General features: G+C 61.4%; 23 protein-coding genes. 8 read left to right on the forward strand and 15 right to left on the reverse strand.

The genetic code is table 11. The features are described from left to right. Positions 1 to 438: 438 nt before the first annotated feature. From SM764_RS20980 to SM764_RS21025, 10 genes are all read right to left on the reverse strand, one after another. Positions 439 to 789 carry a RidA family protein gene (locus SM764_RS20980; protein ID WP_065271736.1) on the reverse strand — a complete coding sequence of 117 codons (351 nt, stop codon included), beginning with the start codon at positions 787 to 789 and terminating at the stop codon, positions 439 to 441. A 55-nt stretch (positions 790 to 844) separates the two neighbouring features. Continuing rightward, on the reverse strand, positions 845 to 1,948 hold the full coding sequence (locus tag SM764_RS20985; RefSeq protein WP_368948913.1) for an NAD(P)/FAD-dependent oxidoreductase: 1,104 nt from the start codon (positions 1,946 to 1,948) through the stop codon (positions 845 to 847). Continuing rightward, complete coding sequence (locus SM764_RS20990; protein WP_065271738.1) at positions 1,945 to 2,970, reverse strand: histone deacetylase family protein; 1,026 nt, start codon at positions 2,968 to 2,970, stop codon at positions 1,945 to 1,947. Before SM764_RS20990 ends, SM764_RS20985 begins: the two co-directional genes overlap by 4 nt. Further along, positions 2,967 to 3,458 carry a GNAT family N-acetyltransferase gene (locus SM764_RS20995; protein WP_368948912.1) on the reverse strand — a complete coding sequence of 164 codons (492 nt, stop codon included), beginning with the start codon at positions 3,456 to 3,458 and terminating at the stop codon, positions 2,967 to 2,969. The genes SM764_RS20990 and SM764_RS20995 overlap by 4 nt, the downstream gene beginning before the upstream one ends. Then, on the reverse strand, positions 3,458 to 4,384 hold the full coding sequence (gene kce / locus SM764_RS21000; RefSeq protein WP_369002666.1) for a 3,5-dioxohexanoate:acetyl-CoA acetone transferase: 927 nt from the start codon (positions 4,382 to 4,384) through the stop codon (positions 3,458 to 3,460). The genes SM764_RS20995 and kce overlap by 1 nt, the downstream gene beginning before the upstream one ends. Before the next feature lie 3 nt (positions 4,385 to 4,387). After that, a complete protein-coding gene (locus SM764_RS21005) occupies positions 4,388 to 5,725 on the reverse strand; it encodes an aminotransferase family protein (RefSeq protein ID WP_274833854.1) in 1,338 nt (445 codons plus the stop codon). Positions 5,726 to 5,764: 39 nt separating this feature from the next. Next, positions 5,765 to 6,844: an ABC transporter ATP-binding protein gene (locus SM764_RS21010; RefSeq protein WP_065271742.1), complete on the reverse strand. Its 1,080-nt coding sequence runs from the start codon at positions 6,842 to 6,844 to the stop codon at positions 5,765 to 5,767. A gap of 65 nt (positions 6,845 to 6,909) precedes the next feature. Next, on the reverse strand, positions 6,910 to 8,052 hold the full coding sequence (locus tag SM764_RS21015; protein ID WP_369002685.1) for an ABC transporter substrate-binding protein: 1,143 nt from the start codon (positions 8,050 to 8,052) through the stop codon (positions 6,910 to 6,912). Positions 8,053 to 8,120: 68 nt separating this feature from the next. Beyond that, on the reverse strand, positions 8,121 to 8,906 hold the full coding sequence (locus tag SM764_RS21020) for an ABC transporter permease (protein WP_065273616.1): 786 nt from the start codon (positions 8,904 to 8,906) through the stop codon (positions 8,121 to 8,123). Positions 8,907 to 8,923: 17 nt separating this feature from the next. Next, positions 8,924 to 9,790, reverse strand: coding sequence for an ABC transporter permease (locus SM764_RS21025; RefSeq protein WP_065271743.1), 867 nt, complete (start codon positions 9,788 to 9,790; stop codon positions 8,924 to 8,926). Positions 9,791 to 9,888: 98 nt separating this feature from the next. Here SM764_RS21025 and SM764_RS21030 point away from each other — a divergent pair, with 98 nt between their 5' ends. After that, on the forward strand, positions 9,889 to 10,863 hold the full coding sequence (locus tag SM764_RS21030) for a LysR family transcriptional regulator (RefSeq protein WP_368948910.1): 975 nt from the start codon (positions 9,889 to 9,891) through the stop codon (positions 10,861 to 10,863). 24 nt (positions 10,864 to 10,887) lie between these two features. Here the strand turns inward: SM764_RS21030 and SM764_RS21035 are convergent, their stop codons facing one another. Both SM764_RS21035 and SM764_RS21040 read right to left on the reverse strand, forming a co-directional pair. After that, positions 10,888 to 11,244, reverse strand: coding sequence for a hypothetical protein (locus tag SM764_RS21035; RefSeq protein ID WP_369002667.1), 357 nt, complete (start codon positions 11,242 to 11,244; stop codon positions 10,888 to 10,890). Positions 11,245 to 11,370: 126 nt separating this feature from the next. Then, the gene (locus tag SM764_RS21040) at positions 11,371 to 12,243 is read right to left on the reverse strand and encodes a MurR/RpiR family transcriptional regulator (protein ID WP_274830968.1); all 873 of its coding nucleotides are present in this window, start codon (positions 12,241 to 12,243) and stop codon (positions 11,371 to 11,373) included. A 150-nt stretch (positions 12,244 to 12,393) separates the two neighbouring features. On the opposite strand from SM764_RS21040, the gene SM764_RS21045 reads away from it, so the two are divergent. From SM764_RS21045 to SM764_RS21075, 7 genes are all read left to right on the forward strand, one after another. Then, on the forward strand, positions 12,394 to 13,179 hold the full coding sequence (locus tag SM764_RS21045) for an N-formylglutamate amidohydrolase (RefSeq protein ID WP_369002668.1): 786 nt from the start codon (positions 12,394 to 12,396) through the stop codon (positions 13,177 to 13,179). Continuing rightward, the gene (locus tag SM764_RS21050; protein WP_274830970.1) at positions 13,172 to 13,768 is read left to right on the forward strand and encodes a TRAP transporter small permease subunit; all 597 of its coding nucleotides are present in this window, start codon (positions 13,172 to 13,174) and stop codon (positions 13,766 to 13,768) included. Before SM764_RS21045 ends, SM764_RS21050 begins: the two co-directional genes overlap by 8 nt. Further along, a complete protein-coding gene (locus tag SM764_RS21055; protein ID WP_369002669.1) occupies positions 13,768 to 15,270 on the forward strand; it encodes a TRAP transporter large permease in 1,503 nt (500 codons plus the stop codon). The genes SM764_RS21050 and SM764_RS21055 overlap by 1 nt, the downstream gene beginning before the upstream one ends. Positions 15,271 to 15,319: 49 nt before the next feature. Next, positions 15,320 to 16,354: a TRAP transporter substrate-binding protein gene (locus SM764_RS21060; protein WP_065271750.1), complete on the forward strand. Its 1,035-nt coding sequence runs from the start codon at positions 15,320 to 15,322 to the stop codon at positions 16,352 to 16,354. A gap of 131 nt (positions 16,355 to 16,485) precedes the next feature. Then, entirely contained in the window at positions 16,486 to 17,838 is a 1,353-nt protein-coding gene (locus tag SM764_RS21065) for a glutamine synthetase family protein (protein ID WP_369002670.1), read from the forward strand. Between the two features lie 80 nt (positions 17,839 to 17,918). Then, positions 17,919 to 19,301: an aldehyde dehydrogenase family protein gene (locus SM764_RS21070; protein ID WP_369002671.1), complete on the forward strand. Its 1,383-nt coding sequence runs from the start codon at positions 17,919 to 17,921 to the stop codon at positions 19,299 to 19,301. Between the two features lie 142 nt (positions 19,302 to 19,443). Further along, on the forward strand, positions 19,444 to 20,589 hold the full coding sequence (locus tag SM764_RS21075; RefSeq protein ID WP_369002672.1) for an iron-containing alcohol dehydrogenase: 1,146 nt from the start codon (positions 19,444 to 19,446) through the stop codon (positions 20,587 to 20,589). An 87-nt stretch (positions 20,590 to 20,676) separates the two neighbouring features. On the opposite strand, the gene SM764_RS21080 is transcribed toward SM764_RS21075, so the two are convergent. The 3 genes from SM764_RS21080 to SM764_RS21090 are packed head-to-tail and all read right to left on the reverse strand — an operon-like array spanning position 20,677 to position 24,973. After that, positions 20,677 to 22,407: an ABC transporter ATP-binding protein gene (locus SM764_RS21080; RefSeq protein WP_369002673.1), complete on the reverse strand. Its 1,731-nt coding sequence runs from the start codon at positions 22,405 to 22,407 to the stop codon at positions 20,677 to 20,679. After that, positions 22,404 to 23,345, reverse strand: coding sequence for an acetamidase/formamidase family protein (locus tag SM764_RS21085; protein WP_065271755.1), 942 nt, complete (start codon positions 23,343 to 23,345; stop codon positions 22,404 to 22,406). Before SM764_RS21085 ends, SM764_RS21080 begins: the two co-directional genes overlap by 4 nt. A 2-nt stretch (positions 23,346 to 23,347) precedes the next feature. Continuing rightward, complete coding sequence (locus tag SM764_RS21090; RefSeq protein WP_490363091.1) at positions 23,348 to 24,973, reverse strand: ABC transporter substrate-binding protein; 1,626 nt, start codon at positions 24,971 to 24,973, stop codon at positions 23,348 to 23,350. Between the last annotated feature and the right edge of the window lie 14 nt (positions 24,974 to 24,987).

Below are 24,987 nucleotides of genomic sequence, written 5' to 3' on the forward strand. Positions count from 1 at the left end.
ACCGTCTTTCCGATCCGTCAGCTGCGTCTCCGCCGCGCCCCGTAGCGCCTCAGCGCCGCCGGTGAAGGGGGTTCTAGTCCCAACTCCAAATACCCGCAACCCCAAAATCAACAAAAACACATTTTTCAGGAAGAAAGATGAAATAACACGCAAATACAATGACTTAAATCATATCTCTGCGACGCGAACCGTGCTGCACGCGGTGTCGCCCCTTGGGAATCTCGAGTAAATCACGGCGCCTTTAGACGAATCCAATTTCCCCCACAGGGTTACCCACAAACTCGCCCGACCCAAGCCTAGTTTTCGGCTCCGAATCCAAGGAATCGGGTGGAATCATCGGCCGTCCCGAGGCACCAACGCCATCGGATACAAAAAGCCCGGCCAATTTGGCCGGGCTTTCCGTGTGATGTATTCTGTCGTTGACCAAAGGCCGAAGGATCAGGCCTTGGCCGCGGTCACGATGAACTCGACCAGGAAGTCTGGGGTGGCCAGCTTGGCTTCGCCGCAGGCGCGTGCAGGCGTGTGGCCTTCGGGCACCCAAGCGTCCCAGACTTCGTTCATTTCGGCAAAGTCCTTCATGTCAGCCAGCCAGATCACCGTCTGCAGGATCCGGGTCTTGTCGCTGCCTGCTTCGGCCAGCAGCGTGTCGATCTGCTCAAGACAATCCTTGGTCTGCTGCGCGACGCTGGCGCCAGCGGTGCCGACCTGACCGGCCAGATAGATGGTGTCGCCATGGGTGACGATCTGGCTCATGCGGGGGCCGGTGTGTTTGCGGGTAATTTCGGTCATTGTCCGTCCTAATCTGTTCGTAGGGTCTGAAGTTAATCTGTGATCCGGGATCCGGTCATCCGTCAAAGCGTGCCGGGCTGAGCGCCGCGACGACTTCGGGTTCGATAGCGGGTGTCGCGCCGCTGCACAATGCAACCGTGAGAGCGGCCAGCGCCGGAGCTGTCTGCACCCCGTAGCCGCCCTGCCCGGCCAGCCAGAAGAAACCATCCGCCCGCGGATCGAAACCGACAACCGGGGTCCGGTCGGGCGCGAAGCTACGCAGGCCCGCCCAGGAGGTTTCGACCCGCGTCACCGGGACGGTCACCGCCTGCTCGAACCGGTAAAGCCCTTCGGCGAGCACCATGTCATCGGCCCAGGCATCATGCGGCTCGACCGGATCCTCATCGGCGGGTGAGACCATCAGCTTGCCCGCCTCTGGCTTGGCGTACCAGTTTTCCGCGGCCGAGGCGAAGAGCGGCCAGCCTGTGGGATCATAGCCTTCTGGGGCGGGCAGGATCGCGGCAGAGCGGCGCAGCGGTGCCACATCAACTGGCAGGGCTCCGGCCAGCGCCGCAACCTGCGACGCCCAGGCCCCGGCAGCATTGATCACAATGGGCGCAGTATATGTGTCATCACCCGCCTGCACCTGCCAGTCCTGCCCATCGCGGGTCAATGCGCTGACCCGCGCCCCGGTCACGATCTGACCGCCCCGCCGTTTCAACAGGCTGGCATAGCCCGCCAGCATCCGGTCGACGTCGATATCCTGCGCATCCCATTCAATCAGCGCACCCGCAATCCGTTCCGGACGCAGGATGGGAACCAGTTCAACCGCTTGCTCTGGTGACAACCGCTCCAGCCCGACAGCGCCTGCCGCATAAGCCTCAAGCGCGGGCAGTTCGCTTTCGTCGGCCACCAGCATCTCGCCGCGCGGTGACAGAAGTGAGCGATCCGAAATACCTTCCGGAATTTCCAGCACTGGCGCCGAGGCCGCGTTGAGGGCGCGCAGCGTGTCATTGCCATAATTGCGGATGAAGATAGCCGCCGACCGGCCGGTGGCGTGATAGCCGGTCTGCGGCTCTGCCTCCAGAACCAGCACCGACATATCGCGGGCCATTTCAGCAGCTGCCGAAATCCCGGCGATCCCGCCGCCGATCACGATGACATCAAAGTTCGCGCTCACGCTTCCTCCTGAAACCCGGTGAGGGTTCGTGTCAGGTTTTCGCCAAGCGAGTCGGAGAGGTAGCCTCCCTCCTGCACAAAGAGAACCGGCAGGCCGGTGGCCGCAATCGCCGCGCCGATGCGGGCAAAGCCCTCTTTGGTCACCGCCAGCCCCTCGAAGGGATCGTCAATCGAGGCATCCAGCCCCAGCGCCACGACCAGCACATCGGTGCCAAAGCTTTTCACACGCTGAAGGGCGGTGGCCAGGGTTTTCAGGTAATCCTCGTCCCCGGTGCCGCGCGACAGGGGCAGATTTAGGTTATAACCCAGCCCCTGACCTTCACCGCGTTCCTGTGCATGCCCCCAGAAGAACGGGTAGAAGCGCGCCGGATCCGCATGGATCGAGACAGTCAGCACATCGTCACGACGGTAGAAGATACCCTGGGTGCCGTTGCCGTGGTGCACGTCCACATCCAAGATGGCCGGGCGCAGGCCAGCGGCGCGCAGCCGCTCTGCCGCGATACCGGAATTGTTGAGAAAGCAAAAGCCCCCCGCCAGATCGCCAAAGGCATGGTGCCCCGGCGGGCGCGAAAGCACATATGCCGAGCGTTCGCCGCCAAGGATCAGATCGGCGCCGGTGACAGCCGATTGTGCCGACCAATAGGCCGCCTCCCAGGTGCCTTCGGCAATCGGGCAGGCGGTATCGGCTTGGTGGAACCCTGCCTGTCCCACGGCGGATTTGGGATACCCGTCGGTCCGGGCTGCAGGGTGGATGTTGGGAATGACCTCTTCACCGGCTCCGGGAATACGCTGCCAGCGGGTATAGATGTTCTCCAGAAAGGTCAGGTACTCCGCCGAATGCAGCGCTGCAATCGGGCCAAGACCGGCATCCTGAGGCGCCTGAAAGCTGCACCCGGCTGCCACTGCGCCTGCATGCAGAACCTCGATCCGCTTCGGTTGTTCCGGATTGGGCAGAATGGCGCCGTTCGCCATGAAATGCTTTGGATCGTGGTTCCACTGGCGTTCGTCAAAAACCGCTTTCATGTCTCTCCTCTCAGGGCCGCGCATCCGGCCTCATCCAGTATCATTTCCGTCTGCGACACGGCGGGTTTGAACCCGAGCCTGTCGTAAAACCTGCGCGCATCCGGGCTGTCGTCATAGACGTTGAGCTTCAGAAACCGTGCATCCCATCTGCTCTGCGCCTCTTGCAGCACCGCTGCCAGCAGGCGCTGGCCCAGCCTTTGCCCGCGCACATCCGCCGCAACCCAAAGGTCGGCCACATAGACCCCGGCCGCTCCGCGCACGGTGGAAAACACCGGCGAGAACAGGCTGGCCCCGACCGTGCGCGCCGCCACAGGCGGGCCTGCCTCGGCCAGAAGGGCGCCAAAGGCGGGATCAGTACCGAACCCTGCGCGCATCAGATCAGCCTCCCCCGCAACGTGGCGATCCCCCAGATCCTGCGACAACTGCGTTAGCGCCCAATGCAACGCAGGCACATCCTGCGCCTCTGCCGGGCGAAACCGGATCTCCATCAGATTGCGGTCCGGTCGGCGCCCTTCAGGGCCAGCATCTGGCGTGCCTCGTCGGGGCTGGCGACCTCGCGGCCCAGGTCCTCGACGATGCGGCGGATCTTGGTCACCTGCTCGGCATTGGTCTTGGCCAGCTGCCCACGGGAAATCATCAGGCTGTCTTCCAGCCCGACCCGCACGTGGCCGCCCATGGCTGCCCCCATGGTGATCAGCGGCATCTGGTGCCGCCCCGCCGCCAGAACCGAGAACATGTAGCTGTCGCCAAACAGCTTGTCGGCGATCAGTTTCATATGGGTGAGGTTCTCCGGATCCGGCCCGATACCGCCCAGAACACCGAATACGAACTGAATGAACAGCGGCGCCTTCACGAGGCCCCGGTCCACGAAATGTTTCAGCATATAAAGATGGCTGACATCATAGCATTCGAACTCGAACCGGGCGCCGCGCTCCTGTCCGATCTCGGTCAGGATCCGCGCCATGTCGCGCGGTGTGTTCTTGAACACCAGATCGTCGGAATTCTCCAGAAACGGCTTTTCCCAGTCGTGTTTCCATTCGGTGATCCGCTCGGCCGCCGGGTAAAGCGCGAAGTTCATCGTGCCCATGTTGAGGCTGCACATCTCCGGCTCGGCCATCTTGGGGGCTGCCAGCCGGTCCTCCAGCGTCATCACGGCGCTGCCCCCGGTCGAGATATTCAGCACCGCGTCGCTGGCCTGCTTGATGCGGGGCAGAAACGCCTTGAAATGTTCGCTGCTGGCCGAGGGCTGACCGGTTTCGGGATCGCGCGCGTGCAGGTGCAAAACAGCTGCGCCTGCCTCTGCCGCGCCCAGCGCGTGCTCGGTGATCTCATCCGCCGTCACCGGCAGATAGGGCGACATCGACGGCGTATGGATCGAACCGGTGACGGCGCAGGTGATCAGAATCTTGGACATGTCTCAGCCGACTTTCAGTGCGGGGTGTATTTCATCGGTGAACTGGACCAGCGAGGCATCAAGGCCTTCGATGATCTCATCCAGATGGGTTTCATTCACGATCAGCGGCGGACAGACGAGGATATGATCGCCCTCCACCCCATCGCGGGTGCGGCGGGAATAAACGATCAGCCCCTTGTCATAGGCAATATCGACAAACCGCTGGTAGGCGTTCAGCCCCTTGGGCAGCGGCGCCTTGCTGTCGCGGTTCGACATGAATTCAAAGGCGGTGAGCAGCCCCTTACCGCGTACATCGCCAATGATTTCGTGCTTCTGCATCAGACCGTGCAGGCGGGCGATCAGCTTGTCGCCCATCTCGGTGGCGTTCCGGCACAGGTCCTGTGCCTCGATCTCATCCACCACGGCCAGACCAGCAGCGCAGGCCAGCGGATTGCCGGCATAGGTAAACCCATGGGCAAAGCCGCCCGCATCCAGCACCGGGTCGACCAGACGTTCATCGGCGATCATTGCGCCCAGCGGCACATAGCCCGAGCCGATGCCCTTGGACATCACCACGATATCAGGTTGTGCATTCCAGTGCTCACAGCCAAGGAAGGTCCCCGTGCGCCCGGCGCCGGTCATGACTTCATCCATGATCAGCAGCACGCCATAGCGATCACAGATCTCACGGATCCGCTCCATATATCCGAGCGGCGGCACCAGCGCGCCCGTGGAGGCGCCCCCGACCGGTTCCAGAATAAAGGCAAGAACGCTGTCCGCTCCTTCGGCGAGGATCTTCGCCTCCAGCATGTCGGCGTAATGCAGACCGGTTTCCCTGTCGTTCGGGTCGAGACCATCCAGATAGGCGCGCGGCGCGGGCACCTTTGGCATTTCGCGCATCATCGGCGCAAAAGGCTGCGACAGGGTGGTATAGCCGGTGACGGCCAGCGCCCCCAGGGTGCAACCATGATAGGACGGGCTGCGCGAGATCACTTTCCAGCGGCTGTCCTGCCCGGTGGCCAGAGCGTATTGGCGGGCCATCTTCATCCCGCTTTCCACCGCTTCCGAACCGCCAGACACGAAGAACACCTTATTCAGCCCCTTGGGCATGCGCCCGGCTAGACGTGCAGCCAGTTGTTCAGAGGCTTCGGTTTCGAAATGCAGCCGATAGCCGAAGGTGGATTTCTCCATCTGCCGCTGCATCGCGGCCAGCACGTTCTCATTGGAATGCCCGATGTTGCAGACCATCGCCCCGGATGAGCCATCCAGATAGCGCCTGCCATCTTTGTCCCACATATAGACCCCACGGGCCTGTTCCAGCACCGGTTTGCGGCCTCGGCCCTGATAGAAAAGATTGCTCATGCTGTGATCCTGCTCGCGAACGTATCTTGCGTAATACCGTCAGGCGCCAGCCAGCGCCGCACAATCCTGCGGGCGGAATGCCGCGATGACAGATTGCCCTTCGGCAAAGGGGCGGCCGTCGATCATGTTGATCGCCTGTAGCTGGGTGTCCCCAACGCGCAGGAAATACCGGACGGTCTGCCCCTGATAATCGACGGTCTCGACCACGGCTTCGGCGGTGACGAGGCCAGAGGTATCGCTGCCCGGCGCCATCAGCACCAGTTTCTCTGCGCGCAGGACCAGCTTTGCTGCGGCGCCTTCGCTGGCGGCGGCAGCCTTGTCCGCGGGCACGGGAACCTTGCCGAACAGCGGCACGTCCAGCAGCGCGGCCTTGGCGTCGCGGGACACACAGGTGCCAGCCAGAATGTTGGAGGCGCCAAGGAAATTGGCGACGAATTCGCTGGCGGGGGTATTATAGACTTCTTCGGGGGTGCCGACCTGCTCGATGCGTCCGGCGCTCATCACCACGATCTTGTCCGACATGGCCAGAGCTTCGGACTGGTCATGGGTCACAAAGACGGTGGTGACACCGATCTGGGCCTGAATGCGCTTCAGCTCGACCCGCATGTCTTCGCGCAGGTTGGCATCCAACGCCGACAGGGGTTCATCCAGCAACAGCACTTCGGGTTCGATGACGATGGCACGGGCCAGCGCGATCCGCTGCTGCTGCCCGCCCGACAGTTCCTTGGGATAGCGGCTGCCCACGTCCGGCAGCTGCACCAGATCCAGCGCCTCCTGCACCCGGCGGGCCACATCGGATTTGGGGACATCACGGTATTTCAGGCCAAAGGCGATGTTTTCGGCCACGGTCTTGTGCGGGAACAGGGCGTAGTTCTGGAACACGATCCCCAGGTTGCGCTTGTGGATCGGTACATCGTTGACGCGCTTGCCACCGATCAGGATTTCGCCCTCGCTCGGATCCAGCAGGCCCGCGATCATCCGCAGGTTCGTGGTCTTGCCGCAGCCCGACGGCCCCAGCAGCGTCACAAAGGCGCCTTCGGGGATTTCAAGATTGGCCTGATGCACGGCCGTGAAGGTGCCAAAACGTTTGACGATGTTGTTCAGGGTGACGGAACTCACGGGGTGCTCTCCGGATGGAAGGTTCAAAGGTGCCCCCTCCCCGTTCGGGGAGAGGGCGGGAGGGATCAGTAGCCCTTCTGGACGCGACCGAAGGTTTTCGACCAGTCGGCTTCGTGACCGTTCCAGAAGTCCGGATCGGCAAAGGTCAGACCATCCAGCGTGCCGGTGGGGTCAAAGGCCGGCAGGGTCGGGATCTTGTCACCAAGTTCGACCTTGGTTGGATCCAGCGCGGTCGGGTAGTTCTGGCCTTCGGCCACCGCGATCGAGGTTTCCGGCGCCAGCATGAAGTTCAGCAGTTCTTCGCAGGCTTCCATCGGCGAGCCTTTCATCACGAAGAGGCATTCCTGCCAGCCGAATCCGTTGGGCGGATCCATGTAACCGATGTCATGGCCCTGCTCCTGCAGCGCAAAGATGCGTCCGGACCAGGCTTCGGTGACGTAGATCTCTTCTTCGGCCAGAAGGCTCATCAGTTCGGCGCCCGAACCCCAGTATTTCAGGCTCAAATCACGGTGGGTGCGGACTGCATCCCATGCTGCCTCTTCATCCGAAATCTCGTTCGGGTTCTGGCCGGTCTGCAGGGCCGCGTACCACATGCGGGTGCGCCAATCGCTCCAGCCTGCGATCTTGCCCTTGTAGGCTTCCTCGATCAGGATCTTGGCGCCTTTTTCCTTCATCTCGTCGTCCGAGATATGCTTGCGGTTATAGGCCAGACCGGTGGTGCCGTAGTCATAGGGCACGCAGGACAGTTTTCCGCCCGACACGCCGCGGAACACATCAACCAGTTTCGGGATCACGTATTCGAGGTTGGGGATGTTGGCCTCATTGAGTTCCGAGCTGAGGCCCAGCGCATGATAGCGTGCATAGTCGAAGACGCCCGACAGGTGCGCAATGTTATATTCGCCCGGCTGGCTGGCCTTGACGCGCGACAGGTATTCGTCGCCACCGCCGAATGTGCCGTCGACAACCTTGATGCCGGTCTTGCCGGTGTAGGGATCAAAAGCGTGCTTGCGGAAGGCTTCGCTAACAACGCCGCCCCAGCCGTCGAACCGGACCTGCTCGGTGGTCGCCGCATGCGCGTATTTGGCAAAGGGCGTAGACACGCCATAGGCCAGACCCGCCGCGCCGATCAGCCCCAGAAAGCTGCGGCGATCCAGATCACCGTTCATATAGCGCTCGCGGGCGCGCTCATACCGGGTGGTATTGTCCATTTTCTTGGTCATTTCAGTCTCCATGTTGGTCTGTATTTTGTTGGTCTTATTTGGGGAGGGCGCGGTTCTTACGTGCCGCTTTTGCGGGCCATGGCCCGGGCGATGGCTGCACCGAGGAGCGGCAGGCCAACGGTCATCACGATCATCACGGTGCCCAGCGCGTTGATCTCCGGGCTGATCGAGTTTCTCAGCATGGCGAAGATCTGCGTCGGCACGGTTTCCACGCCGCCGGGCTTCCAGAACAGTGTGCCGGTGATGTCGTCGAAACTGATGGTAAAGGCGAAGAGCCCCCCGGCCAGAACGGCGGGCAGCATCAGGGGCAGCGTGACCTGAAAGAAGGTCTGCACCGGCGAGGCGCCAAGGCTCATCGCGGCCTCTTCGACGTCGCGTTTGATCGACACAAGCCGCGCCTGCACCACGAGGATCACAAAGGGCAGCGTGAAGATCACGTGACCTGCCAGCAGGAGGCCAAAGCTCTTGTTGATGCCAAGGAAGTTCAGGAACAGCAGCAGCGCCACCGCAAGCACCACCTCGGGCACCAGGATCGGCGCGATAAGAAGGGTCGAGATCGCATTGGCCCCCGGCACCCGGTAGCGCACCAGCGCAAGACTGGCCAGAACGCCGAGCGTTGTCGAGATCAGCGCTGTCAGCAGTCCGAGGATGATCGAGGTACGAAAGGCGCGCAGGATCGCATCGTTCCCTGCCAGTTCCACGAACCAACGGAAGGAAAATCCGGTCATCGGGAAATTGCCAAACTGGCTGGCGTTAAAGCTGAGCAGCACAACCACGGCCACTGGCAGGAACATGAAGATATAGACGAGGACAGCCCAGCCCCGGATCAGGCTCCAGCCCACGTTGAAACGACCTTCCATCAGCCCAGCCCCTTCATCAGCTGGGCCATGCCCAGGTAGCGGTTATAGATCATCACCAGCGCTCCAAGCACTGCCAGCAGCATCAGCGACAGGGCCGAGCCAAGAGGCCAGTTCAGCTGGGTAATGATGGCTTCGAACACGAGGTTGGCGAACATGGCATCGCGCGGCCCGCCCAGAACCAGCGGGGTAATATAAGTGCCCGCGCCCAGCACGAAGCAAAGCAGACCACCGGCGGCCAAACCCGGCAGCGATAGCGGCAGGGTGACTTGCAGGAACGCCTGCCAGCGGGTCGCGCCCAGAGAATTGGCGGCGTTTTCAAGATTGGTATCGATGCCGTCGAGGCTGACGAAGATATTGAGAATCATGAAGGGCAGCAGGAAGTGCACCAGACCCAGAATGACCGTCACCTCGTTATAGAGCATCTGAATCGGCTCATCGATGATGCCCAGCGCCAGCAGCGCCGAGTTGAAGGCGCCGGATACACCCAGAATGTTGATCCAGCTCATCGTGCGGATGATGTAGCTGATCCAAAAGGGCAGCATCAAAAGCAGCAAGAGCACCGCCTTATTGCCCTGCGAACGGGCAATAAAATAGGCCGAAGGGTAACCCATCAGGGCGCAGGCCACGGTGGTGATCGCCGCGATGCGCAGGGTACTGATCAGAATATCCCGGTAGAAAGGATCGCTCAGCGCCTCTTGCCAGTTATCAAGGTAGAAACCCGCCACATCGGCGCCGGTGGCGGTGCGCAGCCAGAAACTGTAGACCAGAATAAACAGCAGCGGGACGAACAGTAACAACGTCACCGCAGACAGGGCGGGGAACAGCAGAATCCAAGGCTGACGCGCCTCTCGTTTTTCGACGGACATGGTCTTTCCCTGTTAACGCCCGCTTAATTCGGGCTTGACGGAAGCATGCAAAACCTGATCACCATAGATCAAATAGATAATCAAAATTGTGAATATAGATGGAATCTATGGAAAACGACGGGCGCTTTGCCCCCGAGCGTATTGCCCGCGAGTTGGACTGGAACCTGCTGCGTACCTTCGTGGTACTAGCCGAAAGCCACTCGATCACCGAGGCGGCACAACAACTGCGGCTGAAACAGCCTTCGGTTTCTGCCGCGCTGAAGAAGCTGGAGGACCGCATCGGGCGCAAGCTGATCGACCGCTCGCCCGGGCATTACCAGCTGACCGATGCCGGGCGGCTGCTCTATCGCGAGGCATTGGACATCAACGGCTCCATCCTGCGGTTGTCCACACTGATGCGGGAGCTGACAGACGAGGTGCAGGGCCACGTCAAGATCGTCATGGCCAGCCACGTTGTCTGCCCGCTGTTTGACGAGGTACTGGCCGATTTCCACCTCGCACACCCCAAAGCCACCCTGTCGATCGACGTACGCACCAGCGCCGCCGCCATCGCCGAGGTGGCTGCAAAACGGGCCTCCTTTGCACTGTGCCTGGTGCGGGATCACAACCCAAAGCTGGAATATCGGCGTCTGTACCGGGAATTCTTTGGTCTGTTCTGCGGCCCGCGCCATCCGCTGTTCGGGCGCAAGGATCTGAAACTGTCGGATCTGGCCGGGCACAGTTCGGTCAGTTTTGAAACCGACCGGCTGCACGATGTGCTGAAACCGGTGACAGTAATGCGGGCGCAGGCCGAACTGGGCGACAAGGTCACAGGCCTGTCCAGTCACCTTGAGGAAGTTCACCGCATGATCGTGGCCGGTGTCGGTATCGGCCCCCTGCCCGTCCACGTGGCGGCGCGGGATGTCCGGGATGGGCAGCTCTGGCAGGTCCCGCCATATGATGATCTTCCCGCCATCGACGTGCATGTGGTCTGGAACCGCCACGCCGCAAAAAACCGGGCCGAGGAATTGCTGATCGACGGCTTGCTGGAAGCGATTGCAGCCACCCCGATCGAGCAGCGAACCTATCGCTGAATCTGTACTGGCCTTGAAACCCGCTTACAGGGACAAGCGCCACGCGCCCGTGTCGTCCTTGCAGAACTTGCGCTTTGGCTGCAAAGCCTTCTCCCTACCCTTCATGTGCGCTTCGTGCTGCAACATGATGCAGTTGGCATTTCGGTTGGTAATCGTCACCGTTCCATGAGCCTCGGTTTCGGGATTGCTCCACGCCTCGACCGTGCCGGTCTTTGGCTGGCTGACGCTGTAGAGGACAGCCTCAGCCTGGATCATCATCTCCATGTCCAAAGGCGACAGGCCCGATTCCGCAAGAATCCGGCTCAGCGGCTTGCCGATGGAGGGGACGGCAGCCAGAACCGCAATGCTGGCGATGGCAACAACTCTGACAAACCTGTTCATACGTTCGGACCTCGCTAAAAAACTTTGATCTAGGCGCACCCGAAAGGCGCTGAATATCAATACACTGCGGTATCCTCAGGCGCATGTCCATCCCATCCACCGGATGGCTGACAGCAATTGTCGCTGTCAGGAAAACTTGCGGAACAGCCGCGTCATATCGAACAGTTCATCCAACCGTTCATAGCGCTCGCGGGTTTCATCCCAGCCTTCTTCCTGGGTGGCAGCGATCATCGCCTCGAGCAGCATCATGGTGGAGATGTTCGAATCCCATGCCGACGGGATTTCAACCCAGCAATTGAAGGTATAATGGGCAACCGAAGTGATCGGGCTGGCCCATTGGTCCGTGATCAGGATGATTTTCACCCCACGTTCGGCTGCCAGTTCCGCAAGCCGTTGCAGGTTGGTTTCATAACGCCGCACGTCGAACATCAGCAAGGTATCGCCCTCGACCATGTCCAGCACGTAATGGGGCCAGGTAGCCGAAGACGAGGTCATATGCGTCACGTGCTGACGGATCGCCTGAAAGTGGGTGAAGGCATAGTCGGCCAGCGCCCGGGTGATCCGTCCGCCCACCACATAGAGCCGCCCTTCGGTATCGGCCAGCTGGTGCACCGCGCGGTCGAATTGTTCGTAGTCGAGGTTTGAAAAGGTCTGACCAAGGTTGTCCGTCACAGCTTGTGCAAATCTGTTCAGCAGATGTCCCTCGGGCGCCTCGGACGCCCAGTTCGCGCGTCGTTGCGTCGGGCCGGACACCTGCGCCTCCAGCTCTTTCAGCAGCGCCTGATGGAACTGCGGGTAGCCCTTGAAGCCGAGTTTTTGGACCATCCGCGCCACCGTCGGGGTCGAAACCTCGGCATTCGACGCGACGATGGTGATCGAGGCCAGCCCCGCCGCAGGATAGTTTTCGAGCAGAGCATTGGCGAACTTGCGCTCGGACTGGGTCAGCGTCGAATAGTGTTCGCGGATCAGCTCTCGCACACTGGCGGCGGGTTTGGACAAGGGGGCACACCTCTATTTCGGTCGATCAAAAAACGGGCATTCGCCGCATCCTACATCGTGCGGAAAACGACCGCAGAAAAAACTGCCTGAAACGATATTGACAGAAAATGCCCCACGTGAAAACATTTTTCCAAAATCGGGGAGTACTGAATGTCACCGGGCGATTCCAACGCTCTGAGCGAGGCTACCGAAGTCTTCAACGCCGACGGCGCGGGGGAGGTGGTGATCCTGTGCGAGCACGCCAGCCACCACATTCCTGCGCGCTACAAAGGGCTTGGCCTCGCTGAAGCCGACCGCACCAGCCATGCTGCGTGGGACCCCGGCGCCCGGGCGGTGTCGCTCGCGCTGTCCGACGCTCTTGATGCGCCGCTGGTGGCCAGCCGGGTGTCGCGGCTTGTCTACGACTGCAACCGTCCGCCCGAAGCCGCCTCGGCCATGCCGGAAAAGTCTGAAGTGATCGTGGTGCCGGGCAACTGTGACCTGACGCCCGAACAACGCGCCGAGCGTGTTGACACGGTCTATACCCCGTTCTGTCAGGCGGTCAGCGACGTGCTGGCAGCGCGCAAGGCCAAAGACCTGCCGACGGTTCTGGTCACCATGCACAGTTTCACACCGGTCTATTTCGGCGAACACCGCGCCGTTGAAATCGGCATTCTGCACGACAGCGACACCCGTCTGGCCGATGCCATGCTGGCCGAGGCCCCTCGCCTGCCGCAGCGTAGGATCGCCCGCAACGATCCCTACGGCCCAGAGGATGGCGTCACCCATTCCCTGCGCCTGCACGGTCTGGAAAACGGGCTCGCCAATGTGATGATCGAAGTGCGCAACGATCTGCTGCGCACCCCGCAGGATGAGGCTGCCATAGCCGAAGACCTGCTGGTGCTGCTGCGCCCCGTGCTTGCCGCGCTCAAGGCCGGGAGGCAGGCCGATGCCTAGTTTCATTCTGCGATATGTCCGCATGATCGATGCGCTGAACCGGTTCATTGGCCGGTTCGCGATGTATCTGATCTTTGCCCTGATCGGGGTCCTCCTGTGGTCCTCGGTCTCCAAGACCTTCTTCAACCCGTCACTCTGGACATTGGAGACCGCACAATTCGTGATGGTCGCCTATTACATCCTTGGCGGGCCCTATTCGATCCAGATGGGATCGAACGTGCGGATGGACCTGTTCTATGGCGGCTGGAGCACCAGAACCAAAGCCTGGGTCGATGCCTTCACCGTTCTGTTCCTGATGGTCTACCTCGGGATTCTGCTTTACGGCGCGGTCAGTTCCACCGCCTATAGCCTTGGTTATTTCGGGATGGAGCCTTTTTCCTTCTTTGGTGACCTCATCTGGACGCTGGTGAGCGAAGGGCCGACCGCGGCGGGTGAAAAACTCGGCTATCTCGAACGCAGTTCCACCGCCTGGCGACCCTTCCTGTGGCCCGTCAAATTCACCCTCTGCTTCGGTGTCTTTCTGATGCTGCTGCAATGCCTTGCCGAATTGTTCCGGGATATCGGACGCCTGCGCGGAGTGGACCTCTGATGCCCTATGAAATGATCGCCCTCGTGATGTTTGCCGGCATGATGCTGATGCTGATGACCGGCCAGCGCGTCTTTGGCGCCATCGGTTTTGTCGGCGCGGTTGCCGGTCTGCTCCTCTGGGGCACCGGCGGTGTCGAGATCCCGTTTTCCGCCGCGATGAAGCTGATGAAGTGGTATCCACTGCTGACGCTGCCGATGTTCATCTTCATGGGCTACGTGCTGTCGGAATCGAAGATCGCCGACGATCTGTACCGCATGTTCCACGTCTGGATGGGACCGGTAAAAGGCGGCCTGGCCATCGGCACCATCGGCCTGATGGTTCTGGTCTCTGCCATGAACGGCCTGTCGGTCGCCGGCATGGCCATCGGTGCCACCATTGCGCTGCCGGAACTTTTGCGGCGCGGCTATGACAAGATTCTGGTGACGGGCACCATTCAGGCTGGGTCCAGTCTGGGCATTCTGGTGCCGCCTTCGGTCGTACTGGTGCTTTATGCGATGATCGCACGACAGCCGGTGGGTCAGCTGTGGCTGGCCGGCGTGGTGCCGGGCCTACTGATGGCCACCATGTTCATCGCCTACATCTATTTCCGCGCCCGGATGCAGCCGGACCTTGGCCCGGCGATGACACCCGAGGATCTGGCCGAATACAACCGCGTCAGTGACCACCCGCTGCGCCTGAACCATATCGTTCTGGCCGCGCTGGTGCTGATCCCACTGGTGGTGAAGCTGGACTTCGTAGCGCCGAAATCGGCCATCGGTCTGGCCCTGGCGGCAGCGGCGCTGTCCTTTGTGACCCGCAAAATCCCGCTGTTCTACACCGACCTGTTCCTGAAAGAGAAATACCGCCTCTTGTTCTCGGGCGTGCTACCGCTGGCGATCTTTGCCGCGATGATGATCCCCTTCGTCAACGGCTGGACCTCGCTGGTCGAAAGCTCGGCCATCGGTGCCATGACCGCCTTTATCGCTGCGGTGCTGAAGGGGCGCATGAACAAGGAGGTGTTTGAAACCTCCGTGCGCTCGACGCTGGGCATTTCCTGCATGTTCATGTGGATCATCCTCGCCGCGCTGGGGTTCGGCGCCATCTTTGACGGTCTGGGCGCCGTGAAGGCGATCGAGGATCTCTTCACCACGCAGCTTGGCCTTTCCCCCTGGATGATCCTGATCCTGATGCAGCTCAGCTTTGTCATCATGGGTACTTTCCTTGATGACACAGCAATGCTGGTGATCGTGGCACCGCTTTACGTGCCGCTGGTCGGGGCGCTCGGCTTTGATCTGATCTGGTACGGGGTGCTTTACACCATCACCACGCAGATCGCCTATATGACACCGCCTTTTGGCTACAACCTGTTCCTGATGCGCGCCATGGCGCCGCCGGAAATCGGGCTGAAGGACATCTATGTCTCTATCATCCCCTTTGTCGCTGTGATGATCGTGGCGCTATCTCTGGTGATGCTGTTCCCGCAGATCGCCCTGTGGCTGCCCGATCTGGTCTACGGAAAATAACCAAAAAGAGCCCTGTTCGGGGGCCCTATTTCAACAAGGAGAAAACGAGATGACGACAAGACGTAAGTTTTTGACCACCGCCGGTGCAGGCGCAATGGCGGCGCCGCTCGCCACACCGGCACTGGCGCAATCCACCATCAAATGGCGCATGCAGACCTATGCCGGTGCGGCTCTGGCCGAACACGTGGTGAAACCCGCGATCGACATGTTCAACCAGATCGCAGGCGACCGCATGCAGATCGAGCTGTATTTCGCCGATCAACTGGTGCCCACCGGCGAATTGTTCCGCGCCATGCAGCGCGGCACCATCGACGCGGTGCAATCGGATGATGACTCCATGGCATCGCCCACCGAAGTCACCGTCTTTGGCGGCTACTTCCCCTTCGCCTCGCGCTACTCGCTCGACGTGCCGGTTCTGTTCAACAAATACGGCCTGAACGAAATCTGGGACGAAGAGTATTCCAAGGTCGGCGTGAAACACATCTCGGCCGGAGCCTGGGATCCCTGCCACTTTGCCACCAAGGACCCGATCCGCAGCCTCGAGGATCTCAAGGGCAAGCGCGTCTTTACCTTCCCGACCGCTGGTCGCTTCCTCAGCCAGTTCGGCGTGGTGCCGGTCACCCTGCCTTGGGAAGACATCGAAGTCGCCATGCAGACCGGCGAACTCGACGGGATCGCATGGTCGGGCATCACCGAAGACTACACCGTTGGCTGGGCCGATGTGACCAACTACTTCCTGACCAACAACATCTCGGGCGCATGGGCTGGCTCCTTCTTTGCCAACCAGGGCCGCTGGAACGAGCTGCCGGAAGACCTGCAGACCCTGTTCCGCGTCTGCTGTGATCAATCGCACTACTACCGCCAGTGGTGGTACTGGGGCGGCGAAGCAGATCTGCGCGTCAACGGTCCGAAGATGGAACTGACCTCGATCCCCGATGCCGAATGGGCAACCGTTGAAGAAGCGGCTTACAAGTTCTGGGATGAAATCGCTGCCGAAAGCCCCACCAAGGCGAAGGTTGTCGAGATCATCAAGAAGTACAATTCGGACATGACCAAGGCCGGCCGCCCCTACCGCTACGGCTGATAGGCCCCGGTCTTTGACCTTTCATCCGGCCCGCCCAGCGCGCGGGCCGGATACCTGAACAGGAATTCGCCCGCAGGGGCCGGACGGAAACGCGTCCGCCCCTGCGGGCCGCAACACACAAAGGGCCCCTCATGCTCTCCTTCGACACGCTTAAATCTCAGGTTGCCGACGGCACTGTTGACACCGTTCTGGTGTGCCTTGTGGACATGCAGGGACGCCTGATGGGCAAACGGTTCCACGCCAAACATTTTGTCGCCAGCGCCTGGGAAGAAACCCATTGCTGCAACTACCTCTTGGCCACCGATCTGGAGATGGCAACGCCCGATGGCTATGCCTCCACCAGCTGGGAAGGCGGCTATGGCGATTATGTGATGAAGCCGGACCTTTCCACCCTGCGCCCGATGCCCTGGCTGGAAGGCACGGTGATGGTGCTTTGCGATGTGCTGGACCACCACACCCACAAGGAAATCCCCCATTCCCCCCGCGCGATCCTGAAAAAGCAGATCCAGCGGCTGGCCGATATGGGCTATGACGCGATGATGGCCACCGAGCTGGAATTCTTCCTGTTCGAGAAAAGCTTTGGCGAGATCGCCAAATCCGGCTTCCGCGATCTGACGCCGATCTCGGCCTATAACGAAGACTACCACATCCTGCAGACCACCAAAGAAGAGCACGTGATGCGCCCGCTGCGCAATCACCTGTGGGATGCGGGCATTCCGGTGGAAAACACCAAGGGTGAGGCCGAGGCCGGTCAGGAAGAGCTGAACATCAAATATGATGCCGCGCTCAACACTGCCGATCACCACACCATCGCCAAACACGCGGTGAAGGAAATCGCCTGGCAGCAAGGCCACGCCGCGACCTTCCTGCCGAAATGGCACCAGGACAAGGTCGGTTCCTCCTCCCACGTGCACCAGTCCCTGTGGAAGAATGGCAAACCCGCCTTCTATGACGAAAACGATGAACTGGGAATGAGCCAGCTGATGAAACACTACATGGCCGGGATGCTGAAATACGCCCCCGATTACATGTATTTCCTGGCCCCCTACATCAACAGCTACAAACGCTTCATGAAGGGCACCTTTGCCCCGACCCGGATCATCTGGTCGGTTGATAACCGCACCGCAGGCTTCCGCCTTTGCGGCGATGGCACCAAGGCAGTGCGCGTCGAATGCCGCGTCGGCGGCTCGGACATCAACCCCTATCTGGCCATGGCCGCGCAGCTGGCTGCAGGCATCGCGGGCATCGAGGAACAGCTGGAACTGGCCCCCGCAGCCAAGGGTGACGTCTATCAGGGCGAGACCGGCATGCTGCCCGGCTCCCTGCGCGATTCCCGCGAGGCGCTGAATGGCTCAACCCTGCTGCGCAAGGCATTCGGCGACGATGTGGTCGACCACTACGTGCGCGCCGCCGAGGTGGAGATCGAAGACTTTGAACGCGTGGTGACCGACTACGAAATCGCACGCGGATTTGAACGGGCCTGACGCCACGGCGCCTTGCTCCGGACCCCGAAATACTGACACGGCAGGGGAAAGCCCCCTGACAGCAAACACAAGAGGATGGCATGAGCCAGACACTGAAATGTATCTCGCCGATCGACGGATCGGTTTTTGCAGAGCGTGAAACCCTCTCGCGCGAGGACGCCTTTGCCGCCGCCGAGCGTGCCCGCGCCGCGCAGGCCGCCTGGGCCGCCCGCCCCCTGCAGGAGCGGATCGACCTGGTTATGGCCGGTGTCGCCAAGGTCGGCGAAATGAACGACGAGATCGTTCCGGAACTCGCCCATATGATGGGTCGCCCCGTACGCTTTGGCGGCGAATTCGGCGGCTTCAACGAGCGCGCCTCGCATATGGCGGAGATCGCCAAGGAAGCGCTGGCCGATATCGAAGTGGGCGAAGACGAGACCTTCAAACGCTATATCAAACGCATTCCGCAAGGCGTCGTCTTTGTCGTGGCGCCCTGGAACTACCCCTATATGACCGCGATCAACACCGTGGCTCCGGCCCTGATCGCCGGCAATACCGTGGTGCTGAAACACGCGACGCAAACCCTGCTGGTGGGTGAACGCATGGCAGAAGCCTTCCACGCGGCGGGCGTGCCTGCGGATGTGTTCCAGAACGTGTTCCTGGATCACGACACAACCTCTGCACTGATCGCGGCAAAGGCCTTTGATTTCGTGAACTTCACCGGCTCGGTCGGCGGCGGTCAGGCGATGGAGCGCGCCGCGGCTGGCACCTTTACCGGCGTTGGCACCGAACTCGGCGGCAAGGATCCGGGCTATGTCATGGAAGACGCGGATATCGACGCAGCAGTCGACACGCTGATCGATGGCGCCATGTTCAACTCGGGTCAGTGCTGCTGCGGGATCGAGCGGATCTACGTGCATGAAAGCGTCTATGACGCCTTCCTCGCCAAGGCGCTCGAGATCGTCAAAGGTTACAAACTGGGCAACCCGATGGATCCCGAAACCTCCATCGGTCCGATGGCAAATGTGCGGTTCGCCAAAGAAGTGCGCGAGCAGATCGCCGAGGCATTGGAGATGGGCGCCGTGGCCCAGATCGAAACCTTTGCCGGGGATGACGGCGGCGCCTACCTGACGCCGCAGATCCTGACAAATGTCACCCACGACATGCGGGTGATGCGCGACGAAAGCTTTGGCCCTGTCGTGGGCATCATGAAGGTCTCCTCGGACGAGGAAGCCATCAAGCTTATGAACGACAGCGAATTCGGCCTCACGGCATCGCTCTGGACCTCGGATGTGGACCGCGCCCAGCGCATCGGCGATCAGATCGAGACCGGCACCGTCTTCATGAACCGCGCCGACTATCTCGATCCGGGCCTGTGCTGGACCGGCTGCAAGAACACCGGGCGTGGCGGCGGCCTGTCGGTGATCGGCTATCACAACCTGACCCGTCCGAAATCCTATCACCTGAAAAAGGTGACGGGCTGAACCAATCCCGTCCGGGGCGCTCTGCGGCCCGGACCGCGCCCGCCCCCACGGCGGGCGCGATCGCGCCCACCCCGGTCGGGCCCGGTCCTTGTGTCACTCTGAATGTCCCCCGGCCCAATGGCCCTTATGAAAGGCAATATCCATGTCTCTCGTTGGAAACTGGTCCTATCCGACCGCAATCAAATTCGGCGCTGGCCGGATCAAGGAACTCGCCGAGGCCTGCGCGCAGGCTGGCATCAAGAAACCGCTGCTGGTCACCGACAAGGGACTGGCGGATCTGCCCGTGACCCAGTCCACACTGGACATCATGGAGGCTGCGGGCCTTGGCCGTGGCATGTTCTCCGAGGTTGATCCCAACCCCAATGAAAAGAACCTCGAAGCGGGTGTTGCCGCCTATAATGCAGGTGGCCATGACGGCGTGATCGCCTTTGGCGGCGGCTCCGGTCTCGACCTTGGCAAGATGGTCGCCTTCATGTGCGGCCAAAGCCGCCCGGTTTGGGACTTCGAGGATATCGGCGACTGGTGGACCCGTGCCGACGCCGACGCCATCGCGCCGATCATCGCGGTGCCCACAACTGCCGGCACCGGTTCCGAAGTGGGGCGCGCCTCGGTGATCACCGACAGCATCACCCACCAGAAGAAGATCATCTTCCACCCGAAGGTGCTGCCGGCCGTGGTGATCTGCGATCCCGAACTGACCGTCGGTATGCCGAAATTTATCACCGCAGGCACCGGGCTTGATGCCTTTGCCCATTGCGTCGAGGCCTTCTCCTCGCCGCATTACCACCCGATGTCCCAGGGCATCGCGCTGGAAGGCATGCGTCTGGTTAAGGATTACCTGCCCCGCGCCTATGCCGACGGCACCGATATCGAAGCGCGCGCGCAGATGATGTCCGCCGCAGCCATGGGCGCCACCGCGTTCCAGAAGGGCCTTGGCGCCATCCACGCCATGAGCCACCCGATCGGCGCGCATTTCAACACCCACCACGGCACCACCAACGCGGTCTGCATGCCTGCGGTTCTGGACTTCAACGCCCCGGTGATTGCCGACCGGTTCAACCAGGCGGCGTCCTATCTGGGTATTGAAGGCGGCTTTGACGGCTTCCGCGCCTATGTGCAGGAACTGAACGACAGCCTCGGCATCCCGCGCAAGCTGTCGGATCTGGGTGTCACCGAAGCCTCGATCCCCGAACTGGTCAAGGGCGCGATCATCGACCCGTCTTGCGGCGGCAACCCGATCGAGCTGACCGAAGCAAACCTTACAGAGCTGTTCAAAGCCGCCCTGTAAGGACGCCGTCCATTCGCACGTTCGGCCAAGGCGCCTCCCTGTCTTGCAGGGGGGCGCCGTTCCGTTTCGGGACCCGTGCTAGTCTCGTCAGACGGCGGCCCTGTGTCCGGCGCCTAGATCACGCAGGATCAGTTTTTCGGGCGACTGGCCGACTGGTAGCACGGGCGTTCCACTGGCATCACCAGCCTGCCGTTCTGGCAGAGGCCGCGTGGGATCCGGGACTGGCACTGCGGACAGCAAACGGCGGGTATAGGGATGGCGGGGCGAATGCAGCACCGCATCACGCGCGCCTTCCTCGACCACCTGCCCCAGACGCATGACCATGACCCGGTCCGCAACCTGTTCGATCACCGCCATGTCATGGCTGATGAAGAGGAAGGCCAGCCCGTCTTCGTCCTGCAGGCTTTGCAACAACTCCAAGATCTGCGCCTGAACCGAAACATCCAGCGCCGAAACGCTTTCATCCGCCACCAAAATCTTTGGCGACAGTGACAAGGCCCGCGCGATGTTGATCCTCTGCCGTTGCCCGCCGGAAAACTCATGCGGATAGCGCTGCATCATGTCCGGCGACAGGCCGACGCGGCGAAACAGCTCTGCAGTGCGGTCACTCATCTCCGATCCACTGGACAGGCCGTGAATGACCAGAGGTTCAGCCACTTGCTCGCCAACGGTCATCCGCGCATCCAGCGAGGCACCGGGGTCCTGAAATACCATCTGAATGTCCCGGCGCACCGGCTTCAGCGCGCCTGGGCCCATGCCATAGGTCTGCTGCCCCAGAACCGAGATCGAGCCCTGCCATGGCACCAGCCCCAACAGGGCCTTGCCAATTGTTGATTTGCCACAGCCGGATTCCCCGACCAGCGCCAGGGTTTCTCCTGCACGCACGGTAAAGGACACCTGTTCCACCGCGTGGACCCGCGCCTGCACCCGGTTGAGGATACCGCCGCGCATATCGAACCGCACCGACAGATCGCTGACCTCCAGCACCGGGGCGCCCTTTTGCACCTCCGCGCGAGGCGGCGCGGTGCCAAGACGGGGAACCGCAGCCAGCAATTCCCGGGCATAGTCGCTTTGCGGGGCGGCAAAGAGATCGCGCACAGGGGCGCTTTCCACCTCTTGTCCGTGGCGCAGGATCACCACCCGATCCGCCATTTCCGCCACCACGCCCATATCATGGGTGATCATTAGCACAGCGGTTCCATGATCCTTTTGCAAGGCGCGGATCAGATCGAGGATCTCTGCCTGCACCGTCACGTCCAGCGCGGTGGTCGGCTCATCGGCGATCAGCAACTCGGGATCGCAGGCCAGCGCCATGGCGATCATTACCCGCTGCCGCATGCCGCCGGATAATTCGTGGGGGTATTGCTTCAGCCGCCGTTCCGGTTCCGTCAGTTGCACATCCTGCAGCAATTTCAGAGCCCGCGCAGGGGCTTCGCCGCGACTGCACGCCCCATGTTCCAGCAGCACCTCGGCCAACTGGTCCTGCACCGTCATCAGCGGGTTGAGCGAGGTCATCGGCTCCTGAAAGATCATCGCCACCCGCACGCTGCGGATATCGCGGTAGCCGCGCGGACCAAGGGTCGTCAGCTCCAGATCGCCGAGTTTCACCGAGCCGCCCGCGATGCGGCACATCGGCTCTGGCAACAGCCCCATGATCGCCAGAGCGGTCATGGATTTGCCGGAACCGCTTTCGCCCGCCAGACAGAGCGTTTCGCCCCGCTTCAGATCAAAAGACAGCCCATCCAGAACCGTCTTCGCCCCCGAAGGGGTGGCGACCTGAACACTCAGGTCGCGCACTGTCAGCACGGTCTCGCTCATTCGAACACCACGTTCGGGAAGTAGAAGCTGACCACCCAGTTCGGCATGTCGACGATTTCGGAAATCCGCAGATCGCCGCAGACGGAACACAATAGGTAGGCATCTTCGGCCGACAACCCCTTGGTGCGGCCCAGAAGGTCGACCATGGCGCTGACAGCATCCTTCGCGGCCTGCATCATGTCATTGCCGATGCCTGTGGTGACTTCATACCCTTTGGCATCAAGATGGCGCGTCACCGGCCCCGGCGTGGAAAAACGCGGGAAGTTCAGGGTTTCCCCCTTCACCACGTCCAGCGTGACCTCCACATCCATCGGCGATTCAATCGCGGTGCCGCAAACCTCGCCATCGCCCTGCGCGGCGTGGGTATCCCCTATGGAGAACAGCGCCCCTTCGCATTCCACCGGCAGATACAGCGTGGTGCCTGCCGCCAGATCACGGATATCGAGATTCCCACCCATGCGGCGCGGCGGCACCACCGAATGCAGGCCTGCCTCGGCCGGGGCCAGACCTATAGTCCCGGCAAAGGGTTTTAGCGGCACCTTGGCCAGATCTGAGAACAGCGACGGCGCCAGGGTTTCCGGATCGTAATCCCAGACCTTGAGATAGGGATCGGTGAACTGATCGGCGAGCAGGCCAAAGCCCGGAATATTCGCGGTCCAGCCGAACCCCGAGGGGTGGAAGGCTTCGATCTTGACCTTCAGCACATCGCCGGGTTTGGCACCATCGACATAGATCGGCCCGGTGACCGGGTTGATCTTGCCAAAATCCAGATTGGGCACATCGGCGCTGGTGCTGTCCTTGTTGAACTGCCCGCCCGAACTGTCGAGACATTGGAAATGCAGGCGCGATCCGGGAGCCACCGTTTCCACGGGCGGGAGCGAATTGTCCCACCCGTGATGGTGTGCACCGTGGATCGTGTAATCACAGTGCTTACACATTTTTATTCAGCATCCTTCGAGTAGATGTAGTCATAGTTGACCGGAATATGGACCGGATCAACGAACAGGCTGTCGTCGCCCGCGATCCTGTCCGAGGTCAGGGTGAAGCGTTGCTCGTTGAAGACCGGCACCCAGGGGGCATCCGCCATCACATCCAGATAGATGGATTTCCAGGCCTCGATCCGGGCGTCGGCGTTTTCCGCACCAGTCATGGCGTCCGCCTCGGCAGCGCGGGCGTCCAGCTCCTCGTTGCAGTACCAGGACCAGTTCCAGCCCCCCTGAACCGCGCCGGCGCAGCCCAGGATCGGACCGTAGAAGTTCGACGGATCCGGGAAGTCGGCGATCCAGGCCATGCCGCCGGACCAGATCATCGGCGCCTGATCCGCCTCACCGCCTGCGGCGATCACATTGGCCTGTGCCAGGCTGCGGATCTCGGCGGTGACACCGATTTCCTTCAGGTCCTGCTGGATCGCCTGTGCAATCCGCGGGTTGGGATCGACGTTCATCACGTAAAGCTCGGTGGTGAACCCATCGGCAAAACCAGCCTCGGCCAGCATTTCCTTGGCGGCGGCGGGATCAAAGGCATAGCCTTCGTAATCCTCGGCGTAGCCCGGCATCGACGGCGGCAGCGGCTGGTTTGCCGGAACCGCACGGCCGTTGATCAGCTTGACGATACGGTCCTTGTTGATCGCCATGTTGACGGCCTTGCGCACGGCGACATTGTCGAACGGCGCCATCTGGGTGTTGAGTGTGATGTAACCGGTGTGCAGCTGGCCACCTTCGATAACGTTATCCTTCTGTGCCGGATCGTTCATCACCTGCAGGAACTGCGCCGGCGGGATGCCGTCGCCGGGCACATCCGCCTGCCCCTGTTGCAGACGCAGCAGGGCAACGGTGGGCTCCAGTCCGATTTCAAAGGTCACCTGATCCAGCTTGGGCAGGTTGGCGCGGTGGTAATCGGCGAACCGTTCGAACACCACGCGCTGGCCCGGCGCCCATTCCGCCAGTTTGAAGGCGCCCGAGCCGACCGGCTGACGGCCAAAATCTTCGCCTGCCGCCTCGACCGCTTCCTTGGGCACGATGGAGGCAAAGTTTAGCGCCATCACATGGCCAAAGGTCGCGTCGGGACGGGACAGGGTGATCTCGATGGTCTTGTCGTCGATCACCTTGACGCCCGAAAGCCCCTCGCCTTCGCCCGCGTTCCAGCTGTCAAAACCCGCGATCATGCCAAAGAAGCCTGCGCCAGGAGAACGGGTTTCGGGGTTGGTGACGCGCTCTAGCGAGTATTTCACATCCTCGGCGACAATCTCGCGGCCGTTGTGGAACTTGATCCCGTCCTTCAGGGTAAAGGTATGGGTCAGGCCGTCCTCGGAAATGGCATAGTCGGACGCCAGTTCGTTGCGCAGCGTCGTTGTGCCCGGCTCATAGCCCATCAGCCCGTCGAACAGCGATTTGATCATCGACCAGTTCTGCCAGTCATAGCCGATGGCGGGGTCCAGCGTCGCGACATCGTCCTTGTAGGTGACGGTCATGGTGCCACCCATCGGGGCATCTGCATTCACCTCTGCGGCTGCCATATGGCCGCACAAAGCCAGTCCGGCGACACCGGTTAAAAGAAATTTCTTCATGATTTCAGTCCTCT

It is taken from the genome of Pseudophaeobacter sp. 1A16562 (assembly GCF_041008785.1).
Classification (GTDB): Bacteria; Pseudomonadota; Alphaproteobacteria; order Rhodobacterales; family Rhodobacteraceae; genus Phycobacter; species Phycobacter gallaeciensis_A.

What these genes read in the sequence shown, in the direction of transcription:
- SM764_RS21055 (WP_369002669.1), top strand. Translation starts at nt 13,768, where the DNA reads ATGCCCTATGAAATGATCGCCCTCGTGATGTTTGCCGGCATGATGCTG.
- SM764_RS20990 (WP_065271738.1), bottom strand. Translation starts at nt 2,970, where the DNA reads ATGAAAGCGGTTTTTGACGAACGCCAGTGGAACCACGATCCAAAGCAT.
- kce (WP_369002666.1), bottom strand. Translation starts at nt 4,384, where the DNA reads ATGTCCAAGATTCTGATCACCTGCGCCGTCACCGGTTCGATCCATACG.
- SM764_RS21045 (WP_369002668.1), top strand. Translation starts at nt 12,394, where the DNA reads ATGTCACCGGGCGATTCCAACGCTCTGAGCGAGGCTACCGAAGTCTTC.
- SM764_RS21080 (WP_369002673.1), bottom strand. Translation starts at nt 22,407, where the DNA reads ATGAGCGAGACCGTGCTGACAGTGCGCGACCTGAGTGTTCAGGTCGCC.
- SM764_RS21070 (WP_369002671.1), top strand. Translation starts at nt 17,919, where the DNA reads ATGAGCCAGACACTGAAATGTATCTCGCCGATCGACGGATCGGTTTTT.
- SM764_RS21060 (WP_065271750.1), top strand. Translation starts at nt 15,320, where the DNA reads ATGACGACAAGACGTAAGTTTTTGACCACCGCCGGTGCAGGCGCAATG.
- SM764_RS20980 (WP_065271736.1), bottom strand. Translation starts at nt 789, where the DNA reads ATGACCGAAATTACCCGCAAACACACCGGCCCCCGCATGAGCCAGATC.
- SM764_RS21085 (WP_065271755.1), bottom strand. Translation starts at nt 23,345, where the DNA reads ATGTGTAAGCACTGTGATTACACGATCCACGGTGCACACCATCACGGG.
- SM764_RS21075 (WP_369002672.1), top strand. Translation starts at nt 19,444, where the DNA reads ATGTCTCTCGTTGGAAACTGGTCCTATCCGACCGCAATCAAATTCGGC.
- SM764_RS21050 (WP_274830970.1), top strand. Translation starts at nt 13,172, where the DNA reads ATGCCTAGTTTCATTCTGCGATATGTCCGCATGATCGATGCGCTGAAC.
- SM764_RS20995 (WP_368948912.1), bottom strand. Translation starts at nt 3,458, where the DNA reads ATGGAGATCCGGTTTCGCCCGGCAGAGGCGCAGGATGTGCCTGCGTTG.
- SM764_RS21005 (WP_274833854.1), bottom strand. Translation starts at nt 5,725, where the DNA reads ATGAGCAATCTTTTCTATCAGGGCCGAGGCCGCAAACCGGTGCTGGAA.
- SM764_RS21090 (WP_490363091.1), bottom strand. Translation starts at nt 24,973, where the DNA reads ATGAAGAAATTTCTTTTAACCGGTGTCGCCGGACTGGCTTTGTGCGGC.
- SM764_RS21035 (WP_369002667.1), bottom strand. Translation starts at nt 11,244, where the DNA reads ATGAACAGGTTTGTCAGAGTTGTTGCCATCGCCAGCATTGCGGTTCTG.
- SM764_RS21030 (WP_368948910.1), top strand. Translation starts at nt 9,889, where the DNA reads ATGGAATCTATGGAAAACGACGGGCGCTTTGCCCCCGAGCGTATTGCC.
- SM764_RS21015 (WP_369002685.1), bottom strand. Translation starts at nt 8,052, where the DNA reads ATGGACAATACCACCCGGTATGAGCGCGCCCGCGAGCGCTATATGAAC.
- SM764_RS21065 (WP_369002670.1), top strand. Translation starts at nt 16,486, where the DNA reads ATGCTCTCCTTCGACACGCTTAAATCTCAGGTTGCCGACGGCACTGTT.
- SM764_RS21025 (WP_065271743.1), bottom strand. Translation starts at nt 9,790, where the DNA reads ATGTCCGTCGAAAAACGAGAGGCGCGTCAGCCTTGGATTCTGCTGTTC.